We start from the raw sequence: 19,069 nt of genomic DNA, 5'->3' as shown, positions 1-19,069 counted from the left end.
TGCCCGACCATGTCTTGCGCCCGGCGATCCCGGGCGCCGGGCACGACGAGAGGCGCACCACCCCATGCACGACACCGGAACCGTTGCACCGTCGGATCCGGCCCCCGACCAGGGAGAACCGGCGCAGGCGCCGAGCAAGCACGCCCGCCGCTTCGGGCTTCCGATCGCCACGTGCCTCGTCATGGGGAACATCATCGGCGGCGGCATCTTCCTGCTCCCGGCCTCCGTCGCCCCGTTCGGCACCATCAGCCTGGTCGCCTTCGCCGTGCTGACCGCCGGGGCCATCGCGCTCGCCCTCGTCTTCGGGCGGCTCGCCGAGCGCGACCCGCGCACCGGCGGCCCGTACGTCTACGCCCGCGCGGCCTTCGGCGACTTCGCGGGCTTCCTGGCCGCCTGGTCGTACTGGATCACCACCTGGGTGAGCAACGCGGCCCTCGCCGTCGCCGCCGTCGGCTATCTGGACGTCCTCGTCCCCGTCAACGACCACAAGTGGACCGCCTGCCTGGCCGCGCTGGTCCTGCAACTCCTGCCCGCCCTCGCGAACTTCGCGGGCACGCGGTACGTCGGGGCCGTCCAGCTGGTCGCCACCGTCCTGAAGTTCCTGCCGCTGCTGCTCGTCGCGGTCGGCGGCCTCTTCTTCTTCGACAGCGCCAACCTCGGGGCGTTCCGGGCGAGCGACGACAGCCCGCTGGGCGCCGTCTCGGCGGCCGCCGCGATCCTGCTCTTCTCCTACCTGGGCGTCGAGTCGGCCGCCGTCAGCGCCGGCGAGGTCCGCGACCCGCGGCGCAACGTCGGCCGCGCCACCATCCTCGGCACCCTCGGCGCCGCCCTCGTCTACCTGCTCGGCACCCTCGCCGTCTTCGGGACCGTCGCGCACGACAAGCTGGTCTCCTCCACCGCGCCGTTCTCCGACGCCGTCGACGTGATGTTCGGCGGCTCCTGGGGCGGCACCGCGGTCGCCTGCGCCGCGCTGGTCTCGATGGTCGGCGCCCTCAATGGCTGGACGCTGCTCAGCGCGCAGACGCCGTACGCGGCCGCCCAGGACGGGCTCTTCCCGAGCGCGTTCGGGCGGAAGAAGCGCGGCGTGCCGACCGTCGGTGTCCTCGTCACCGTCGTCCTCGCCTCGCTGCTCACCGTCTACAACTACACGGCGGGCTCCGGCGGGGTCTTCGAGTCCCTCGTCCTGATCACCACGTTCACGGCGACCGTGCCCTATCTCCTCGCCACCGCCGCGCAGATCTACTTCCTGGTCTCCGGGCAGCGCGAGCGCGTCCACCGCGGCCGTCTGGTGCGGGACGGCGTCCTCGCGGGCGTCGCGTTCGCGTTCTCCATGTGGCTGGTCGCCGGGTCCGGCTACGCGGCCGTCTACCAGGGCGTGCTGTTCCTCTTCGTCGGTGTGCTCGTCTACGCGTGGATGGCGGCCCGCAAGCAGCGGGCCGCCACCGTGAACCACTGAGCGGGACTACCTCGCCAGCGGCGCGACGACCCAGCGGCGTGTCTTGAACATGCTGCCCTGCGAGCCGATCTCGATCAGCTTGCGGGCCGCGGGGTACGCCTCGTTGCCCTCCAGCTCATAGCCGACCTCGAAGGTGCCGGGGACGTCACTGACCTGGGGCGCCCGTGCCGCCGTCGCGGCCTGCGCCGGATCGTCGGCGGTGACCGTCGCGAGCTGCGCGAGGAGCTTGCGCTGCGCCGCGTCGAGGGCCTTGCGCGGGTCGCGCTCCAGCGGCGCCGCCGTGGCCTTGCCGCCCTTGGGCGGGGGCGGCGAGATCTCGGTGCTCGGCTCACGCGTGATGCCGGTGGTCCGGCGGGTGGCGATCTCGGCCTGGACGGCGGTGCCGTCGTTGTCGAGCCCGACGCGGATCAGGCCCTGCCCCGGCGTGATGACGGGCACGCCGTCGAAGACCTGCCGGAACGTCACGTGCGTCTGCAGCGTCACCGGGCGCCCGACCTCGGAGCCGTCCTTCGTCCCGGAGTTCTGCATCAGGTCGTGCACGCTGTCGACGACCAGCTCGGCGCCCTCGGCGTACCGCTCGGCGACCGTGCGGGCCGCCTCGACCGCCCTCTCGGTGGGCAGCTGCTGGGTGTTGCGGTGGTTGGGCTCGGCGAGCCTGACCCAGCGGACGCCCGCCGGCCCCGTGGAGATGACGCGGTCTCCGGAGGTCGCGTTGAGCACGCCGAGCTCGTCGACCTGCACCTCTTGCAACGCCGCCGACGGGAAGTCGGCCAGCTGCCCCAGCTTGCCGAGTTCGGCGCTCGGGTCGCGGGGCGCAAGCTGGACGATCTGGTGCTGCCCGGGGAGCTGGGTGAGCGGCTCCCTGACGCCTTCGCGCGCGTAGTACCAGCGCCACGCGTACCAGTTGTCCGGCACGTGCTCGCGGAAGAAGTTCCGCTCGGTGTTGAGGCGGTTGGTGGCCTCGGCCTGGGTGGCGCCGACCGCGCACACCGACGGCGCCTGACCGTGGTAGATGTCCCAGCTGGCGTTGAGCCAGGCGTCGCAGAACGTCTGCCCGGCCCGCCACTTCTCCCAGAACTTCTTGCCGTAGTCCGGGCTGTCGATGCTGACGGTCTCGAACCCGAAGATCATGCGGAAGCCGATGTTGGGCCCGGCCCACGTACGGATAGGCGAGTGCCCCCCGGTGACCTTCAGCGAGTCACAGGTCGACCAGAACACATAGTTGGCCTTCTCGTTGCCGAGGGCCATCCGGTTGGAGACGGCGTCGCTGCGGCCGTCCCAGGCGGCGCCGAGCGGCGCGAAGAACACGCCGTTGCCGTCCATGCCGCCGTGGCCCGAGTGGTAGACGGCGCAGACGGCGTCCATGCCGTAGCGGTCCTGCCAGTTGTCGTACGTCTCCTCGTACGCCCACACCTGGGCGCCGCCGTCGGCGAACCAGAAGTTGCGGTCGTAGAACTGCTGGAGGTACGCCAGCCAGCCGGTGGCGTCGGCGTGCGTGTGGTAGAGCGGCGACTGGTTGACGAACTTCTGGATGCTGAAGGCCCCCCACCAGCCGAAGGTCGAGTCCCGGTCACCCGCGGCTCCGGGCTTCTCCGGTTCGAGTGGCGACGGACCGCGGTCCGAGTAGTTGATGCGCATGGCCATACCCCCTGAGAGGATCTCCTCGCCGTCGTCCGCGAGGGGGCCTCAAAGTGTCACCGCGGACGCGCCTTGCCCAGTTGCCATTCCGGCCATAGGACCCCCGCCACGTGCTTGTTCCCGCACCTCAGACGCCCCTGTGGCGCGGCGGCCCACACAACGTGTTCGTATCGGGCGACGCGCACCTGCACACCCCGCTCGAACATCCCCCGGGGGCCGGCCGGGCGCCCGGCGGCTCGTATCCGCCGTGGCGACATCGCGTCGGTCGATTTCCGGCCGGGCATACCGTTCGCAGTTCAATGTCACTGGTGAGAAGCGGAGTTGCCGATGCACAGCGCAGGGGATCGGATCGACACCTCGACGGCACATTCGGCGCGGGTGTACGACTACATCCTGGGCGGCAAGGACCACTACCTTGTCGACGTCGAGGCGGGTGACGCCATGTGCAGGCACTGGCCGGCGCTGCCCGTGCACATGCTGGAGAACCGGCGGTTCATGCACCGTGCCGGGCGGTTCCTCGCCCAGGAGCACGGCGTCCGGCAGTTCCTCGACATCGGCACCGGCCTGCCCACCGCCCCCAATCTGCACGAGGTCGTGCAGGGCGTGGCGCCGGAGTCCCGCGTGGTCTACGTCGACAACGACCCGATCGTCCTGGCCCACGCCCGCGCTCTCCTGCAGAGCTCGCCGGAGGGGGCGACCGCCTACGTCGACGCCGACATGCACGACCCGGACGCCATCCTGGACAGCGCCGAGTTCCGCGCCCTGGTGGACCTGGACGAGCCGGTCGGCCTGATGATCATCGGCATACTGCACTTCATCCTGCCGCCGGACGACCGACGCCTCGTGCGGCGCCTGCTGGAACCGCTCCCGTCGGGCAGCTTCCTGGCCATGACGATCGGTACCGCCGACTTCGCGCCCGAAGAGGTCGGCCGGGTGGCCGAGGAGTACGAGCGGCAGGGCATGCCCATGGCGCTCCGCGACCTGTCGACCGCCACCGCCCTGTTCGAGGGCATGGACCTCCTGGACCCGGGCGTCACCCAGGTGCACAAGTGGCGTCCCGGCCCCTTGCAGGACGGCATCGACGACGCGGCGATCGCGATGTACGGGGCGGTGGCCCGCAAGCCCTGAACGGGGCGGTGGCCCGGAAGCCCTGAACGGGCCGCTTCGGCCATCGCACGCCGCACGAGGGCACCGCACGCCCCGTTTTCATCCCGAGTGTGATCGGATGGTGGCAACGGAAAATCCGATCACGGATCCGCACTGAAGGGAACTGCATCGTGGCTACCACCCGTTCCGCGCACACCGTCTGGGAAGGCTCTCTGACGGAGGGCTCGGGCACCGTCACCTTCGACTCCTCCGGCATCGGGGAGCAGGCGGTGTCCTGGCCGTCGCGCGCCGAGGAGGCGAACGGCAAGACCAGCCCGGAGGAGCTCATCGCCGCCGCGCACTCCAGCTGCTTCTCCATGGCCCTGTCGCACACCCTGACCGGTGCCGGCAACCCGCCCACCCGGCTCACCACGTCCGCCGACGTGACCCTGCAGCCCGGCACGGGCATCACCGGCATCCACCTCACCGTCGAGGGCGTCGTGCCCGGTATCGACGAGGCCGCCTTCGTCGAGGCCGCCGAGAAGGCCAAGGACGGCTGCCCGGTGAGCCAGGCCCTGACGGGCACGACCATCACGCTTTCGGCCAAGCTGGCCTGACGAAGCCGCAGTTGACGATGCCGTCGCCCCTGTCGGGGTGGCGGCATTGTCGCGTGCGGCATTGACATCAGCCCGCTCAAGTTTTGTGATGGAGAACGGAGTAGACCGGGAAACGGGGGACGTGAGCTCGCGGCGGAAGGGACTGGACCATGGCACGTGCGGTCGGGATCGATCTCGGGACGACGAACTCAGTGGTGGCCGTGCTGGAGGGCGGTGAGCCCACCGTCGTCGCCAACGCGGAGGGCGCGCGCACCACACCCTCCGTCGTCGCCTTCGCGAAGAACGGCGACGTCCTGGTGGGCGAGGTCGCCAAGCGGCAGGCGGTCACCAACGTGGAGCGCACCGCGCGCTCCGTCAAACGCCACATGGGTGACAGTGGCTGGCGCTTCCCGGAGAGCGGCTCCGTGGACGGCACCCGCTACACCGCGCAGGAGCTCTCCGCCCGCGTCCTGCAGAAGCTGAAGCGCGACGCCGAGGCCTATCTCGGCGAGGACGTCACGGACGCGGTGGTCACCGTGCCCGCGTACTTCGACGACACCCAGCGCCAGGCCACCAAGGAGGCCGGCGAGATCGCGGGGCTGAACGTCCTGCGCATCATCAACGAACCGACCGCGGCGGCCCTCGCCTACGGCCTCGACAAGGGCGACGACCAGACCGTCCTGGTCTTCGACCTCGGCGGCGGCACCTTCGACGTGTCGCTCCTTGAGATGGGCGAGGGCGTCATCGAGGTGAAGGCCACCAACGGCGACACGCAGCTCGGCGGCGACGACTGGGACCAGCGGATCGTCGACTACCTGGTGCGGCAGTTCAAGAACGGGCACGGCGTGGACCTCGGCAAGGACAAGATGGCGCTCCAACGCCTGCGCGAGGGCGCCGAGAAGGCGAAGATCGAGCTGTCCTCGTCGAGCGAGACGGACATCAACCTGCCCTACATCACGGCATCCTCGGAAGGCCCGCTGCACCTGGCGGAGAAATTGACGCGCGCCCAGTTCCAGGAGCTGACCGCCGACCTCCTCGACCGCTGCAAGGAGCCCTTCCACCAGGCGGTGAAGGACGCGGGCGTCAAGCTCTCCGCCGTGGACCACGTGATCCTGGTCGGTGGTTCCACCCGGATGCCCGCGGTCACGGACCTGGTCAGGGAGCTCACCGGCAAGGACCCGCACAAGGGCGTCAACCCGGACGAGGTGGTGGCGCTCGGCGCGGCCCTCCAGGCCGGTGTGATCCGCGGCGACGTCAAGGACGTGCTCCTGCTCGACGTGACTCCGCTCTCCCTCGGCATCGAGACCAAGGGCGGCATCATGACGAAGCTGATCGAGCGCAACACCACGATCCCCACGAAGCGTTCGGAGACCTTCTCCACCGCCGAGGACAACCAGCCCTCGGTCGGCATCCAGGTCTTCCAGGGCGAGCGGGAGATCGCCGCGTACAACAAGAAGCTCGGCGTCTTCGACCTGACAGGCCTGCCGCCCGCGCCGCGCGGCGTCCCCAAGATCGAGGTCACCTTCGACATCGACGCCAACGGAATCATGCACGTCTCGGCGAAGGACCAGGCCACGGGACGCGAGCAGCGCATGACGGTGACCGGCGGTTCCGCGCTGCCCAAGGACGACATCAACCGCATGGTGCGGGAGGCCGAGGAACACGCGGAGGAGGACCGCAAACGCCGCGAGGCGGCGGAGGTCCGCAACCAGGCGGAGCAGCTCGTCTACCAGACGGAGCGGTTCCTCCGCGAGAACGGCGAGCGTGTGCCGGCGGACACGAGGACCGAAGTGGAGGCGGTATCGGACGAGTTGAAGGACCTCCTGAAGAACCGGGCCGACGACACGACGGCCCTGCGCACGGGCGCGGAGAAGCTGGCCGCGGTCAGCCAGAAGATGGGCCAGGCGATGTACGCGGCTTCCGACGGCGGCGCCCAGGAACAGGCGCAGACGCCGCGGACGCCCACGGAGGACGCCGCGGAGGACAGCGTGGTGGACGCCGAGATCGTGGACGATGACGACCAGAAGAAGGACGGCACCCCGTAGACGACACGGGAGCGGATGGGATCAGAGTCAGGGGAGCGGATGGGCTCAGGACCCCGTCCGCTCCCAGCCCCGCCGTTCCGGCCGCGCGCCCAGCCGCTCCGGATCCCGGCTGCGATAGACCACGTACGGCCGGAAGAGGTACTGGAGCGGGGCGCTGAACATGTGGACGAGCCGGGTGAACGGCACCAGCGCGAACAGCACCATTCCGACCACCGCGTGGATCTCGTACAGCAGCGGTACGCCCGTCATCCGGTCGATGTCCGGCTGGAGCGTGAACAGGCTGCGGGCCCAGGGGGCGATCGACGCACGGTAGTTGTAGCCGTCGCCGGAGGCATGCATCAGCTTCGCCACCATGCCGAGCACGATCGCCGCGAACAGCACCAGGTACATCAGCTTGTCGTTGGCGGTCGTGGCCCGGAACACCGGCGTGTTGGTCCGCCGCCGGTAGAGGAGCAGCAGGATGCCGAGGACGAGGAGGGCTCCGGCCGCCGTGCCGCCGTACAGCGAGAACAGGTGGTACGTGTGTTCGCTCAGGCCCGCTTTCTCGGTCCACGACTCCGGCAGGAACAGCCCGACCAGGTGGCCCACGAGCACGAAGAGGATGCCGTAGTGGAACATCGGCGAGGCGATGTTCAGGAGCTTGGACTCGTAGACCTGGGAGGAGCGGGTCGTCCAGCCGAACTTGTCGTAGCGATAGCGCCAGATCGTGCCCGCGACGAGCAGGACGAGGGCCAGGTAGGGGAGCACGCCCCACAGCAGCGTCTTCACGAGGGGACCTCCCCGACGAGTGCGAAGGGCTGGAGCCCGACCTCCTCGCGCGGCGGCCCGGAGCGGGCCAGCGCCAGCGCCTCCGCGCGGTCCTTGGGCGAGGGGCCCGGCAGCGTCGCGCACACCGCCTCGACGACCGCCGCGTAGGGGGTGCCGAAGTCGGCGAGTGCGATCCGCAGCAGCTCAAGGCCGCCGCGGTGCTCGTCCAGGAGCACCGGGCCCGCGTGCGCGGAGAACTCCAGGACTGCGGGCAGGAAGTCGGGCAGCTCCTCGCCGGTGAAGTCCAGGCCGTGCTCGCGGTAGACCTCCTTGAAGCGGACCAGGGCCATGCCGCGCCGCCGGGTGTCGCCCTCCCGCCACCAGCTCAGATACAGGCTGTGGCGGTTCTTGAAGTCGAAGACCTGGACGTAGTGCGCGGCGAGTTCGCGGGGCTCTGCGGCCGAGGCGTACTCCAGGAAACCGTGCAGCTCCGCGGGCGCGGCCGCTCGCAGCAGCGGCAGCCGCGCGTGGAACTCGTCGTCCGGATAGGCCAGGCAGAGCGCCGCCGCCTGGTACAGCACCGCGTGCCGGGTCACGTCTCGTCCTCCTTGGGCGCATGGGCCTTCTCGACCGCGCTGGGCTGTTCGTCGGCGGTCTGCCTGGCCCGCAGCGTGTGGAAGTTCTCGATGGTGACGAGCGGCAGCTGCCTGCGGCCGGAGTCCTGGCCAAACGGCCCGTCGCCGCCCATCCCGGGACCGTCCTCGTAGTCGAGGCTGCACGAGTTCGAGCCCTCGGGCAGCGCGGACTCCTCGAGGCGCCGCGCGTCGGCGACGGCCGCGGTCGGGATGACGTACCGGTCCTCGTACTTCGCGATCGCCAGGAGCCGGTACATCTCCTCGATCTCCGGCCCCGTCATCCCCACCGCCGCCGCGGTCGCACCGTCCGGCTCGTCACCGAGGTTGATGGCCCGCATGTGGGCCCGCATCGCCGCCAGCTTCTCCAGGGAGGACCGCACGGGCCCCACGTCCCCGGCGGTGAAGATCTCCGCGAGGTATTCCAGGGGGATGCGCAGCGTGTCGATGGCGCCGAAGAGATTGCCCAGGTCCTCGCCGTCGTGACCGGTCTCCGTCAGCGCGTCGACCACCGGGGAGAGCGGCGGGATGTACCAGACCATCGGCATGGTGCGGTACTCCGGGTGCAGCGGGAGCGCCACCTTGTACTTGCTGATCAGCGCGTGCACGGGGGAGCGACGAGCCGCCTCGATCCAGTCGTACGAGATCCCGTCCCGCTCCGCCGCACGCCGCACCTCGGGGTCATCGGGATCGAGGAACACGTCCAGCTGGGCGTCGTACAACTTGTGGTCGTCGGGCTCGCTCGCCGCCGCCGTCACCTTGTCCGCGTCGTAGAGGATCACCCCGAGGTAGCGCAGCCGGCCCACGCACGTTTCCGAGCAGACGGTCGGCAGGCCGACCTCGACGCGCGGATAGCACAGGGTGCACTTCTCGGCCTTGCCGGTGCGGTGGTTGAAGTAGACCTTCTTGTACGGGCAGCCGGTCACGCACTTGCGCCAGCCGCGGCAGTGGTCCTGGTCGACGAGGACGATGCCGTCCTCCGACCGCTTGTACATCGCGCCGGACGGGCAGGACGCCACGCACGACGGGTTCAGGCAGTGCTCGCAGATGCGGGGCAGATAGAACATGAAGGTCTGCTCGAAGCTGAACTTCACCTTGTCGGCGACCTGTTGGCGGGTCTTCGCGACCATCGGGTCGAGGTAGCCGTGCTCGGCGGCGCCGCCGAGGTTGTCGTCCCAGTTCGACGACCACTCGATCTTCATGGGTTTGCCGCTGATCAGGGAGCGGGGCTCGGCCACCGGGTAGTCGTCGCCGAGCGGGGCGTCGGTGAGGTTCCGGTACTCGTACGTCCAGGGCTCGTAGTAGTCCTTGATCTCCGGGAGCTTGGGGTTGGAGAAGATCTCCAGGAGCGACTTGATCCGGCCGCCGTTCTTCAGCTTCAGGGCGCCGCGCTTGTTCAGCTCCCAGCCGCCGCGCCACTTCTCCTGGTCCTCGTAGCGGCGCGGATAGCCCTGCCCGGGCCGGGTCTCGACGTTGTTGAACCAGACGTACTCCATGCCGTCGCGGTTGGTCCACGCCTGCTTGCAGGTGACGGAGCAGGTGTGACACCCGATGCACTTGTCGAGGTTCATCACCATCGCGATCTGGGCCATACAGCGTCCGATGGTGCCTTCGGCACGGGTCATGTCAGTACTCCACATCCTGCGAGCGGCGGCGGATGACGGTGACCTCGTCGCGCTGGTTCCCCGTCGGGCCCAGGTAGTTGAAGGCCCACGACAACTGGGCATAGCCGCCGATGAGATGGGACGGTTTGAGGATGAGGCGGGTCAGGGAGTTGTGGATGCCGCCGCGCTTGCCGGTGGTCTCGGCCTTGGGGACGTTCACGGTGCGTTCCTGCGCGTGGTGCATGTAGACCGTGCCGGCCGGCATGCGGTGCGAGACGATCGCGCGCGCCACCACCACACCGTTCCGGTTGACGGCCTCGATCCAGTCGTTGTCCTTCACGCCGATCGCGTCCGCGTCCTGCGGCGCCATCCAGACGCACTGGCCGCCGCGCGAGAGGGACAGCATGAAGAGGTTGTCCTGGTACTCGGAGTGGATCGACCACTTGTTGTGCGGCGTGAGGTAACGGACCGTCACCTCCCGTTCTCCGTCCGGGCCGAGCCGTGGTTCACCGAAGAGCCGGTTCATGTCCAGTGGCGGCCGGTAGACGGGCATCGCCTCGCCCAGCTCGTGCATCCAGTCGTGGTCGATGAAGAAGTGCTGGCGTCCGGTGAGCGTGTGCCAGGGCTTCAGATGCTCCGTGTTGAGCGTGAACGCCGTGTACCTGCGCCCGCCCGACTCGCTGCCGCTCCACTCCGGCGAGGTGATCACCGGCACGGGCGCGGCCTGCGTGTCGGCGTACGTGATGCGCTTGCCCTCGTGCTCGGCGGCCAGGTGCGCCATCTCCTGGCCGGTGCGCGCCTCCAGGGTGTGGAAGCCCTGGGTGGCGAGGCGTCCGTTCGTCGTGCCGGACAGCGCGAGGATGGTGTTGGCGGCCTTCACCGCCGTGTCCAGGGCGGGGCGGCCGTCCGCGGGCCCGCCGCGCACGACGCCGTTGCGCTCACGCAACTCCTCGACCTCTTGGCCGGGTTGGAAGGTGATGCCCTTCACCGGCAGCCCGAGCGTCTCCACGAGCGGGCCGAGCGAGGCGAATTTGGCGCCGATCGCGGTGTAGTCGCGCTCCACGACCGCCAGGTTCGGCATCGTCCTGCCCGGCACAGGTTCGCACTCGCCCTTGCGCCAGTCGAGGACGACCCCGCCGGGCTGCGCGGTCTCGCCCGGCGTGTCGTGCTGGAGCGCGGTCGCGACGAGGTCCCTGCGCACGCCCAGGTGGTCGACCGCCAGCTCGCTGAGCCGGTCGGCGATGGCGCGGAACGTGTCGAAGTCGGTGCGGGCCTGCCAGGGCGGGTCGACGGCCGGGGTGAAGGAGTGCACGTAGGGGTGCATGTCCGTGGTCGACAGGTCGTGCTTCTCGTACCAGGTGGCGGCGGGCAGGACGACGTCGGAGAGCAGCGTCGACGACGTCTGGCGGAAGTCGAGGGAGACGAGCAGGTCGAGCTTGCCCTCGGGCGCCTCGTCGCGCCACGTGACGGTGGACGGGCGCTCGTCCGGGCCCGCCTCCTCCGCCCGCAGCGACGAGTGCGTGCCCAGCAGGTGCTTCGTGAAGTACTCGGCGCCCTTGGCGGAGGAGCCGAGGAGGTTGGCGCGCCACAGGGTCAGGACGCGCGGCCAGTTCTCGGGGGCGTCCGGGTCCTCGCAGGCGAACTTGAGCGTGCCGGCCCTGAGTTCGTCGACGACGTTGGCGACCGGATCGCCCGAAGCGCCCGAAGTCTCGCCCAGCTCCAGGGAGTTGCGGTCGAAGGTCGGGTACGACGGCATCCAGCCGGTCCGTGCCGAGAGGGCCAGGCAGTCGGCGCCCGTCATCCCCGCGAACCGGCCCTCGCCGAGCGGTGAGGAGAGCACGTCCGCCGCGAACCTGTCGTAGCGCCACTGGTCGGTGTTGAGGAACCAGTACGCGGTGCCGATCATCTGCCGCGGCGGCCTGCTCCAGTCGTTGGCGCTGGCGAGCGTGGCCCAGCCGGTGTTGGGGCGGCACTTCTCCTGCCCGACGTAGTGCGCCCAGCCGCCGCCGTTGCGGCCCTGGCAGCCGGTGAGCTGGAGCAGCGCGAGGAAGGAGCGGTAGATCGTCTCGGAGTGGAACCAGTGGTTGGTCCCCGCCCCCATGAGGATCATGCAGCGGCCCCGCGACTTCTCGGCCGTCGCGGCGAACTCACGGGCGATCTTCACGCACTTGGCGGCGGGGACGGAGGTGTGGGCCTCCTGCCAGGCGGGCGTGCCGGGGGCGGCGGCGTCCTCGTAGGACGTGGGCCACGTGCCCGGGAGCCCCTCGCGCCCGACGCCGTACTGCGCGAGCAGCAGATCGAAGACCGTGGTGACCAGCGGCCCGTCCTGCCCGCCGAGCCGGGTGGCGGGGACCCCGCGCCGCACGACCTCGCCGCGGCCCTGCCCGTGGGTGCCGCCCTCGGTGTCGAAGCGTGGCAGCAGCACTTCCACGCCCGCCGCGACCGCCGAGCCCTGGAGGGTCAGGAGCGGTTTGATGTCGCCGAGCTCCAGATTCCACCTGCCCTTGCCGGAGTCGGTCCAGCGGAAGCCCAGCGAGCCGTTCGGCACGGCCGGCCGCCCGGTCGTCTCGTCGAGCACCGCCGTCTTCCAGTCGCCGCCCTCGCCGTCCCCGGTGTCCTGGCCGAGGTCGGCGGCGCGCAGGAACTTCGCCGGTACGTACACCCCGTCGCGCTCCGTCAGCGTCACCAGGAAGGGCAGATCGGTGAACCTGCGCACATAGTCGGTGAAGAACTCCGTCCGCCGGTCGACGAAGAACTCCTTGAGGATCACGTGCCCCATCGCGATGGCCAGCGCGCCGTCCGTGCCCGGATGCGGGTGCAGCCACTCGTCGGCGAACTTCGCGTTGTCGGCGTAGTCGGGCGCCACGACCACGACCTTCTGGCCGCGATAGCGCGCCTCGGCCATCCAGTGCGCGTCGGGCGTCCTGGTCACCGGCACATTGGAGCCCCACATCATCAGATACGCGGCGTCCCACCAGTCACCCGACTCCGGCACGTCGGTCTGGTCGCCGAAGACCTGCGGCGAGGCGACCGGAAGGTCCGCGTACCAGTCGTAGAAGGAGAGCATCGGCGCGCCGATGAGGCTCATGAAGCGGGCGCCGGCCGCGTGCGACACCATCGACATGGCGGGAATGGGGGAGAAGCCCGCGACCCGGTCGGGGCCGTGCGTCTTGATGGTGTGCACGTGCGCGGCCGCGATGATCTCGACGGCCTCGCCCCAGGTCGCCCGCACCAACCCGCCCTTGCCACGCGCCTGTTGGTACGCGCGGCGGCGCTCCGGGTCGCCCTGGATGTCCGCCCAGGCGAGCACCGGGTCCTTCAGGCGCGCCTTCGCCTCCCGGTACAGGTCGACGAGGACGCCGCGCAGATACGGGTAGCGCACGCGCGTGGGGGAGTACGTGTACCAGGAGAACGCGGCGCCCCGCGGGCAGCCGCGCGGCTCGTACTCGGGGCGGTCGGGGCCGACGCTCGGATAGTCCGTGGCCTGCGTCTCCCACGTGATGATGCCGTCCTTGACGTACACCTTCCAGCGGCAGGAGCCCGTGCAGTTCACGCCGTGCGTGGAGTTCACGACCTTGTCGTGGCTCCACCGGTCCCGGTAGAAGGCGTCCGCGTCCCGGCCGCCCGCCAGCCGGACGCTGTGCAGGTCGGGGGCGGCCGTGCCGCGCCGGAAGAACCTCCCCGCCCGCAGCAGGGCGGCGGCGGGCTCGGTCGTCTCTGTCACCGTGGCGCTCCCTAGGTCTGCCTCCCACCGAACGTAGGGGCGGGACCGGCGGCGCACCCGTCGACGACGGCCGTACGGGTTGCGGGCGGCGCCCGTCGGCGGCGGTACGGGTTGCCCGGCGGCCCGCTCGGCATTACCCGTGACGTAATCGACCCGTCGGCGCGGCCGCGACAGAGTGATGTCACCGGGTCCGGTCCGGCGCACTCCGGACCGGACCCGGCACCCGAAACCGTTCCCCGCCGGGAGGCATCCGCCATGGCCACGTCCACGTACCCGCTCGCCACGCTCGCCCGCACCACCGACCCGACGACGATGCTGCGCCGCTTCCTCGGCCTGGACGCGGTCGTGACCGCCGGCAACGGCATCGCGTACGCCGCGGCCTCCGGCCCCCTCGGCGACTTCCTCGGCGTCGACTCCGGGCTGCTCCTCGGCCTCGGCGTCTTCCTCACCCTGTTCGGGGCTGGCGTCGGCTACCTCGCCTCGCGCAAGAGCCCGCCGAAGGCCGCCGTGCAGGCGGTCGTCGAGGCGAACGCCGTCTGGGCGCTGGCCAGCGTCGTCGCCCTCGTCGGCTGGCTCTCGCCCGGCACGGCGGGAGCGGTCTGGATCCCCCTCCAGGCCGTGACCGTGGGCGGCTTCGCCGTGCTGCAGTACGCGGCGCTGCGGGCGCTCAGGCCCTGACGGTCACGGCCACGGAACCACCCTCTAGGACATGTGCGCCTGCAGGTACTTCGACGTCGCCGGGTCGGCCGGGAGCAGAGTCTCGATGGCCAGCTCGGCGACCGTCACGTCCATCGGGGTGTTGAACGTCGAGATCGACGAGATGAAGGACAGCACGTGCCCGTCGTGCTCGATCCGCAGAGGCAGCGCGAAGTACGGCACCTCTGTGCCCGCCTCGAAGGCGTCCACCCCGGGATCCGCCACCGGATACGCCGCCACCTCCTCGTACACCGCCCGCAGCGCGTCCGAGCGCTGCAGCGCGATCTGCCGCTCCATCTGGTGCAGCAGGTGCCCACGCCACTCCCGCAGATTGCGGATCCGGGGCGCCAGGCCCTCCGGGTGGAGCGTCAGCCGCATCGCGTTCAGGGGTGGCGCGAGAAGGTGCTCGGGAATGCCGTCGAGGATCATCGCAATGCCGCGGTTCGCCGCGACGACGTCGTACGCCGCGTCGACGACCAGGGCCGGATAGGGCTCGTAGCCGGCCAGGAGCTGTTCGAGGCCCTCGCGCAGCGTGCCCATGGCGGGGTCGTCCAGCGGGGTCTCCCGGAACCGCGGCGCGTAACCGGCCGCCAGGAGCAGCGAGTTGCGCTCCCGCACCGGCACGTCGAGGTGGTCGGCGATGCGCAGCAGGAACTCCTCGCTCGGGCGTGACCTGCCCGTCTCGACGAAGCTGATGTGCCTCGCGGAGGAGTCGGCGCGCAGGGCCAGTTCCAGCTGGCTCACCTTGCGTCGCTCGCGCCAGCCGCGCAGCAGCGGACCCACTCCGGTGCCGCTCGCGACGGTGTTCCCCGTGTTCTCCGTGTGCCCCTTGGCCTTGCCTCTGGTGGTCCCCTTGGCGGGCGCGGCGGTTGTCATACGTAGAAGGTAATCGAAACAATTTGTGGCAGGGTGAGGCGAAGACCGACTTCCCGGAAGGAGCGTGGCCCATGCCCCCCGAACCGCTCTCGCAGAAGGAGATCGAGGACCGCCTCGCCGAGCTGCCCGGCTGGTCCCTGGAGGACGGCAGGATCACCCGCTCCTACCGGCTCGGCTCGCACTTCGCGGCGACCGGACTCGTCGTCCACATCGCGCGGACGCAGGAGGAGCTCGGCCACCACTCCGACCTGACCCTCGGCTACAACACCGTCACGCTCGCCGTGCACACGCACAGCGCGGGCGGCGCTCTCACCGAGCTGGACTTCGAACTCGCCCGCAGGGTCCAGGAGTTGGCGCCCGCGCACGGGGCGGGCTGACCGCCGATGCTGGACTACAGCAAGGAGGCCGACCGGTACGACGCCTCGCGCGGCGGCGAACCCCGCGCCGCTGCCGCCGCCGAAGCGGTCCTCGGCCTGGTGCCCGCCGACGCCGGCACCCTCCTCGATGTCGCCTGCGGAACCGGCCTGGTCACCCGCTGCCTCGCCGAGCGGCCGGGGCTGCGGGTGACCGGGGTGGACGCCGCGTACCGCATGGCCCGGATGGCCGCGGGGCGCGTCCCTGGCGCCATCGTGCTCGGCGACAGCCGCCAACTCCCGTTCCCCGACGCGGCGTTCGACGCGGTCACGACCGTATGGCTGCTGCACCTCCTCTCCGGGCCCGAGGAGACGTCGTCCGTCGTCGCCGAGTGCGCGCGGGTGCTGCGGCCCGGCGGGGTCTACGTCACCACCGTGGACAAGGCCGCCTCGCACGACGTCCGCAGCGACATCGACGCCGTGCTCGCGCCGCGCCCGGTGCGGCTCGCGGTCGACCGGGTCGAGGCCGTCGACGCCTACGCGGCCGAACACGGTCTGGCGCCGGCCGGGCGGGCGCGGTTCCGCGGCCACGGGCAGGGGCGCACGCCCCGCTCCACGGTCGACGACCTGCGGCGCGGCTGGTTCACGCGGATTCCGCCCGACGGACCGCTGGCCGCGCGCCTCGCCGCCCGGCTCGCGGAGCTCCCGGACCAGGACGTCCCACGCCCCGACCCGCGCTTCACGCTGCGCGCGTACCGGAAGCGACGCTGAGCGGTGCCGTCCGGACCTTCGGGGTGAGTTTTTTGCGATAGCGGCAACATCGTTCGCCGAAAACCGGGAATCGGGAGCAGGCTGGTCCTGTCCACACAGTCCTGTTCCCACACGAGGGCAGCGAACCGGAAGGCGGCACAAGACGATGGGGCATCACCACGGGCACGGCGAGAGCCACGGGCACGGACACGGGCACGGACATGGGCACGGGCACGGCGACATGGACTGGTCGGCCATGGGCATCATGCTGGAGCGCTACGCCCGCGTCGCCGCGCCGATGTACGGCGAGGTGGCGTCCTGGCTCACCCGCTGGGTCCCTGAGCCCGGCGTCGTCGTCGACGTCGGCAGCGGTCCGGGCGCCGTCTCCTTCGTGCTGGCCGAGGCGTTCCCCAAGGCGCGGATCGTCGCAGCGGACCCCGAGGAGGAACTCCTCCGGCGGGCCCGCGAGCGCGCCGCGGACGAAGGCCTCAGCGACCGCTTCGACACGGTGCGGGCCGCTCTCCCGGACGCCATCGACGACGTGCCCGAGGCGGACCTGCTGTGGCTGTGCAAGTCCCTGCACCACGTCGGCGACCAGGGTGCCGCGCTCGCCGCGCTCGCCGGCCGCCTCGCGCCCGGCGGCGCCATCGCCCTCCTGGAGGGCGGCCTGAGCGCCCGCTACCTGCCCCGCGACATCGGCTTCGGCCGCCCCGGCCTCCTGTCCCGCCTGGAGGCGGGCGACGAGGAGTGGTTCGCCGGGATGCGCGAGGGGCTCGACGGATCGAAGGGGGCGACGGAGGACTGGCCGGCCCTCCTCACCGCGGCCGGTCTGCGGTACGAGGCCACGCGCAGCTTCCTCCTCGACCTGCCCGCCCCCCTCTCGGAGGACGCCCGCGCCCACGTGGTGGAGGAGTTCACCCGCCGCCGCGAAATGCACTCGGAGCGCCTCACGCCGGACGACCGCGCGACCTTCGACCGCCTCCTGGACGCCGACGACCCGCAGAGCCTGCACAAGCGCCCCGACCTGTTCCTGCTGACGGCGCAGACGGTGCATGTGGCGGTCAAGGACGCCTAGGGGTGATTACGTGTCAACCAGCCTGTCCCGGCAGGCTGGTTGGCGTACGTTCGGGGCAGCGTTGCCGGGCGGTCGGGGCCCGGCCGAGGAGAACGAGGGGGGCCGCCCGTGAACGAACTGATGCGCTGGGAGTCCGACGAAGGGCCCGTCGTGGTGGAGGTGGACTCCAGGGATCCCGGGTTCCGGTCGGTGTCGCGGCGCGGTGAGGGCGGGGAGATCCACGACGTCGAGGGGCGGTTCGAGTCGGCGCTGGGCAATGTGCGCGGCGCCGCGATGTCCGCGCTGCGGACCTTCCGCGACCGTGCGCTCGACCCCGACACGATCGAGCTGGAGTTCGGCGTCAAGCTCAGCGCCGCGGCGGGCGCGGTCATCGCCAAGACGGCGGCGGAGGGGCACCTGATGGTGAAGCTGACCTGGTCGCGCCGGGTGCCGCCGGAGGGGGCCGAGCCGGAGGGCGTCGAGCCGGAGGGCGCCGAGGGGATCTCGCAGGCGGACCGCCTCCGCCGGCCCTGAGACGGGAGGCGGAGGCGGTCCGTCGCGCCGGGGGGACTCAGACCACGTCGAACGTCGCCGGGTCCGGGCCGATCCGCCGGTCCTCGTTCAGCGCGGAGATCGCCGCCATGTCCTCGGGGTCGAGCTCGAAGCCGTACACGTCGATGTTCTCCTTGATCCGCGACGGGGTCACGGACTTGGGGATCACGATGTTGCCCAGCTGGATGTGCCAGCGCAGCACGATCTGCGCGGGGGAGCGCCCGTGCTTCCGCGCGATGGCGACGATCGCCGGGACCTCCAGGAGGCCGCGGCCCGAGCCGAGCGGCGACCACGCCTCGGTGGCGATGCCCTGCTCGGCGTGGAACTCCCGCGCGGCGCGCTGCTGCAGGTGCGGGTGCAGCTCGATCTGGTTGACGGCCGGGATGATCGACGTCTCGCCGGTCAGCCGCTCCAGGTGCTCGGGCAGGAAGTTCGAGACGCCGATGGACTTGGCGCGGCCGTCGGCGTGGATCTTCTCGAAGGCCTTGTACGTGTCGACGTACGCGTCCTTGGAGGGGACCGGCCAGTGGATCAGGTACAGGTCCACGTAGTCGAGACCGAGCTTCTCCAGCGACGTGTCGAAGGCGCGCAGCGTCGCGTCGTGGCCCTGGTCGGCGTTCCAGAGCTTGGTCGTGACGAACAGTTCCTCACGGGCTACGCCGGAAGCGGCGATCGCCTTGCCCGTGCCTTCTTCGTTGCCGTAGATGGCCGCGGTGTCGATGCTGCGGTACCCGGCCTCCAGCGCCGTCGCGACGGCCTTCTCGGCCTCGTCGTCCGGAACCTGCCAGACGCCGAAACCGAGCTGGGGCATCTCGACGCCGTTGTTGAGGATGATCGGGGGAACCTTGCTCACGAGCTCTCGATCCTTAAGTCGTCGGTTGTTGTGCCCCATGGTCAACGATCAGCGGCTGTGCCGCATTCCTGAATGGCCGGATATCGAAGCGGAACGCGTGCCGGATCGGTCCGCACCATTGACGGTGTCCCGTCATGCCGCGACTCTATTGCACACCGCTGAACGCGGGACACCTATATGAACGCTACAAGCACATCGGCTGCCCCGCGTCCCTGTGGTTTGTTCCTGAAACCCCCACCTCTTCAGGAAGGCAGCGCCATGCACAGCACCGACCAGGAGAAACCCGCCCACGAGCCGGCGCGCGGGACCGACGCCGACGTCACGGGCTGGCAGACGCCCGAGTACGCGATCGTCGACACCGCCCTCGAAGTCACCGCCTACCGCCTCGCCGACCGGTAGAGCCGCCG

The 19,069-nt window shown here is 70.7% G+C and carries 17 protein-coding genes; 10 read left to right on the top strand and 7 right to left on the bottom strand.

Annotation, left to right across the window (positions count from 1 at the left end; genetic code table 11):
• The first annotated feature begins 64 nt into the window (after positions 1 to 64).
• Entirely contained in the window at positions 65 to 1,456 is a 1,392-nt protein-coding gene (locus tag ACH4D5_RS07590) for an amino acid permease (protein WP_398299608.1), read from the top strand.
• Positions 1,457 to 1,462: 6 nt separating this feature from the next.
• On the opposite strand, the gene ACH4D5_RS07585 is transcribed toward ACH4D5_RS07590, so the two are convergent.
• A complete protein-coding gene (locus tag ACH4D5_RS07585) occupies positions 1,463 to 3,094 on the bottom strand; it encodes a DUF6345 domain-containing protein (protein WP_398299606.1) in 1,632 nt (543 codons plus the stop codon).
• 327 nt (positions 3,095 to 3,421) lie between these two features.
• Here ACH4D5_RS07585 and ACH4D5_RS07580 point away from each other — a divergent pair, with 327 nt between their 5' ends.
• The 3 genes from ACH4D5_RS07580 to dnaK all read left to right on the top strand — a co-directional run bounded on the left by ACH4D5_RS07580 (position 3,422) and on the right by dnaK (position 6,821).
• Entirely contained in the window at positions 3,422 to 4,222 is an 801-nt protein-coding gene (locus tag ACH4D5_RS07580) for an SAM-dependent methyltransferase (RefSeq protein WP_398299604.1), read from the top strand.
• 149 nt (positions 4,223 to 4,371) lie between these two features.
• Entirely contained in the window at positions 4,372 to 4,797 is a 426-nt protein-coding gene (locus tag ACH4D5_RS07575; RefSeq protein WP_398299603.1) for an OsmC family protein, read from the top strand.
• 149 nt (positions 4,798 to 4,946) lie between these two features.
• The gene (gene dnaK / locus ACH4D5_RS07570; protein WP_398299601.1) at positions 4,947 to 6,821 is read left to right on the top strand and encodes a molecular chaperone DnaK; all 1,875 of its coding nucleotides are present in this window, start codon (positions 4,947 to 4,949) and stop codon (positions 6,819 to 6,821) included.
• A gap of 45 nt (positions 6,822 to 6,866) precedes the next feature.
• Here dnaK and narI read toward each other — a convergent pair whose 3' ends face one another.
• From narI to ACH4D5_RS07550, 4 genes are read right to left on the bottom strand one after another with little or no spacing between them, the layout of a single operon-like run.
• Positions 6,867 to 7,589: a respiratory nitrate reductase subunit gamma gene (gene narI, locus ACH4D5_RS07565; protein ID WP_398299599.1), complete on the bottom strand. Its 723-nt coding sequence runs from the start codon at positions 7,587 to 7,589 to the stop codon at positions 6,867 to 6,869.
• Positions 7,586 to 8,164: a nitrate reductase molybdenum cofactor assembly chaperone gene (narJ, locus tag ACH4D5_RS07560; protein ID WP_398299598.1), complete on the bottom strand. Its 579-nt coding sequence runs from the start codon at positions 8,162 to 8,164 to the stop codon at positions 7,586 to 7,588. The genes narI and narJ overlap by 4 nt, the downstream gene beginning before the upstream one ends.
• Positions 8,161 to 9,825, bottom strand: a complete 1,665-nt coding sequence (gene narH / locus ACH4D5_RS07555; RefSeq protein ID WP_398299596.1) for a nitrate reductase subunit beta — start codon at positions 9,823 to 9,825, stop codon at positions 8,161 to 8,163. The genes narJ and narH overlap by 4 nt, the downstream gene beginning before the upstream one ends.
• A gap of 1 nt (position 9,826) precedes the next feature.
• Positions 9,827 to 13,528, bottom strand: coding sequence for a nitrate reductase subunit alpha (locus ACH4D5_RS07550; protein WP_398299594.1), 3,702 nt, complete (start codon positions 13,526 to 13,528; stop codon positions 9,827 to 9,829).
• Positions 13,529 to 13,783: 255 nt separating this feature from the next.
• On the opposite strand from ACH4D5_RS07550, the gene ACH4D5_RS07545 reads away from it, so the two are divergent.
• A complete protein-coding gene (locus ACH4D5_RS07545) occupies positions 13,784 to 14,206 on the top strand; it encodes a hypothetical protein (protein ID WP_398299593.1) in 423 nt (140 codons plus the stop codon).
• 24 nt (positions 14,207 to 14,230) lie between these two features.
• On the opposite strand, the gene ACH4D5_RS07540 is transcribed toward ACH4D5_RS07545, so the two are convergent.
• On the bottom strand, positions 14,231 to 15,100 hold the full coding sequence (locus ACH4D5_RS07540) for a helix-turn-helix domain-containing protein (RefSeq protein ID WP_398299591.1): 870 nt from the start codon (positions 15,098 to 15,100) through the stop codon (positions 14,231 to 14,233).
• 71 nt (positions 15,101 to 15,171) lie between these two features.
• On the opposite strand from ACH4D5_RS07540, the gene ACH4D5_RS07535 reads away from it, so the two are divergent.
• From ACH4D5_RS07535 to ACH4D5_RS07520, 4 genes are all read left to right on the top strand, one after another.
• Positions 15,172 to 15,477 (top strand): 4a-hydroxytetrahydrobiopterin dehydratase, encoded by a 306-nt coding sequence (locus ACH4D5_RS07535; protein ID WP_398299589.1) that lies wholly within the window; start codon positions 15,172 to 15,174, stop codon positions 15,475 to 15,477.
• 6 nt (positions 15,478 to 15,483) lie between these two features.
• Positions 15,484 to 16,224, top strand: coding sequence for a class I SAM-dependent methyltransferase (locus tag ACH4D5_RS07530; protein WP_398299587.1), 741 nt, complete (start codon positions 15,484 to 15,486; stop codon positions 16,222 to 16,224).
• Between the two features lie 145 nt (positions 16,225 to 16,369).
• Positions 16,370 to 17,278 (top strand): class I SAM-dependent methyltransferase, encoded by a 909-nt coding sequence (locus tag ACH4D5_RS07525; protein WP_398299585.1) that lies wholly within the window; start codon positions 16,370 to 16,372, stop codon positions 17,276 to 17,278.
• Between the two features lie 108 nt (positions 17,279 to 17,386).
• The gene (locus tag ACH4D5_RS07520) at positions 17,387 to 17,791 is read left to right on the top strand and encodes a CU044_2847 family protein (RefSeq protein WP_398299583.1); all 405 of its coding nucleotides are present in this window, start codon (positions 17,387 to 17,389) and stop codon (positions 17,789 to 17,791) included.
• A gap of 37 nt (positions 17,792 to 17,828) precedes the next feature.
• On the opposite strand, the gene ACH4D5_RS07515 is transcribed toward ACH4D5_RS07520, so the two are convergent.
• Positions 17,829 to 18,701, bottom strand: coding sequence for an aldo/keto reductase (locus tag ACH4D5_RS07515; RefSeq protein ID WP_398299581.1), 873 nt, complete (start codon positions 18,699 to 18,701; stop codon positions 17,829 to 17,831).
• Between the two features lie 219 nt (positions 18,702 to 18,920).
• On the opposite strand from ACH4D5_RS07515, the gene pqqA reads away from it, so the two are divergent.
• A complete protein-coding gene (pqqA, locus tag ACH4D5_RS07510) occupies positions 18,921 to 19,061 on the top strand; it encodes a pyrroloquinoline quinone precursor peptide PqqA (RefSeq protein WP_398299579.1) in 141 nt (46 codons plus the stop codon).
• The last annotated feature ends 8 nt before the right edge of the window (positions 19,062 to 19,069 follow it).

Source organism: Streptomyces sp. NPDC018029, assembly GCF_044327655.1.
Classification (GTDB): domain Bacteria; phylum Actinomycetota; class Actinomycetes; order Streptomycetales; family Streptomycetaceae; genus Streptomyces.
Note: the sequence above shows the minus strand (reverse complement) of the source record. Positions and strands in the feature narration are given on the sequence as shown.

What these genes read in the sequence shown, in the direction of transcription:
- ACH4D5_RS07590 (WP_398299608.1), top strand. Translation starts at nt 65, where the DNA reads ATGCACGACACCGGAACCGTTGCACCGTCGGATCCGGCCCCCGACCAG.
- ACH4D5_RS07585 (WP_398299606.1), bottom strand. Translation starts at nt 3,094, where the DNA reads ATGCGCATCAACTACTCGGACCGCGGTCCGTCGCCACTCGAACCGGAG.
- ACH4D5_RS07580 (WP_398299604.1), top strand. Translation starts at nt 3,422, where the DNA reads ATGCACAGCGCAGGGGATCGGATCGACACCTCGACGGCACATTCGGCG.
- dnaK (WP_398299601.1), top strand. Translation starts at nt 4,947, where the DNA reads ATGGCACGTGCGGTCGGGATCGATCTCGGGACGACGAACTCAGTGGTG.
- narH (WP_398299596.1), bottom strand. Translation starts at nt 9,825, where the DNA reads ATGACCCGTGCCGAAGGCACCATCGGACGCTGTATGGCCCAGATCGCG.
- ACH4D5_RS07545 (WP_398299593.1), top strand. Translation starts at nt 13,784, where the DNA reads ATGGCCACGTCCACGTACCCGCTCGCCACGCTCGCCCGCACCACCGAC.
- ACH4D5_RS07540 (WP_398299591.1), bottom strand. Translation starts at nt 15,100, where the DNA reads ATGACAACCGCCGCGCCCGCCAAGGGGACCACCAGAGGCAAGGCCAAG.
- ACH4D5_RS07535 (WP_398299589.1), top strand. Translation starts at nt 15,172, where the DNA reads ATGCCCCCCGAACCGCTCTCGCAGAAGGAGATCGAGGACCGCCTCGCC.
- ACH4D5_RS07530 (WP_398299587.1), top strand. Translation starts at nt 15,484, where the DNA reads ATGCTGGACTACAGCAAGGAGGCCGACCGGTACGACGCCTCGCGCGGC.
- ACH4D5_RS07525 (WP_398299585.1), top strand. Translation starts at nt 16,370, where the DNA reads ATGGGGCATCACCACGGGCACGGCGAGAGCCACGGGCACGGACACGGG.
- ACH4D5_RS07515 (WP_398299581.1), bottom strand. Translation starts at nt 18,701, where the DNA reads ATGGGGCACAACAACCGACGACTTAAGGATCGAGAGCTCGTGAGCAAG.
- pqqA (WP_398299579.1), top strand. Translation starts at nt 18,921, where the DNA reads ATGCACAGCACCGACCAGGAGAAACCCGCCCACGAGCCGGCGCGCGGG.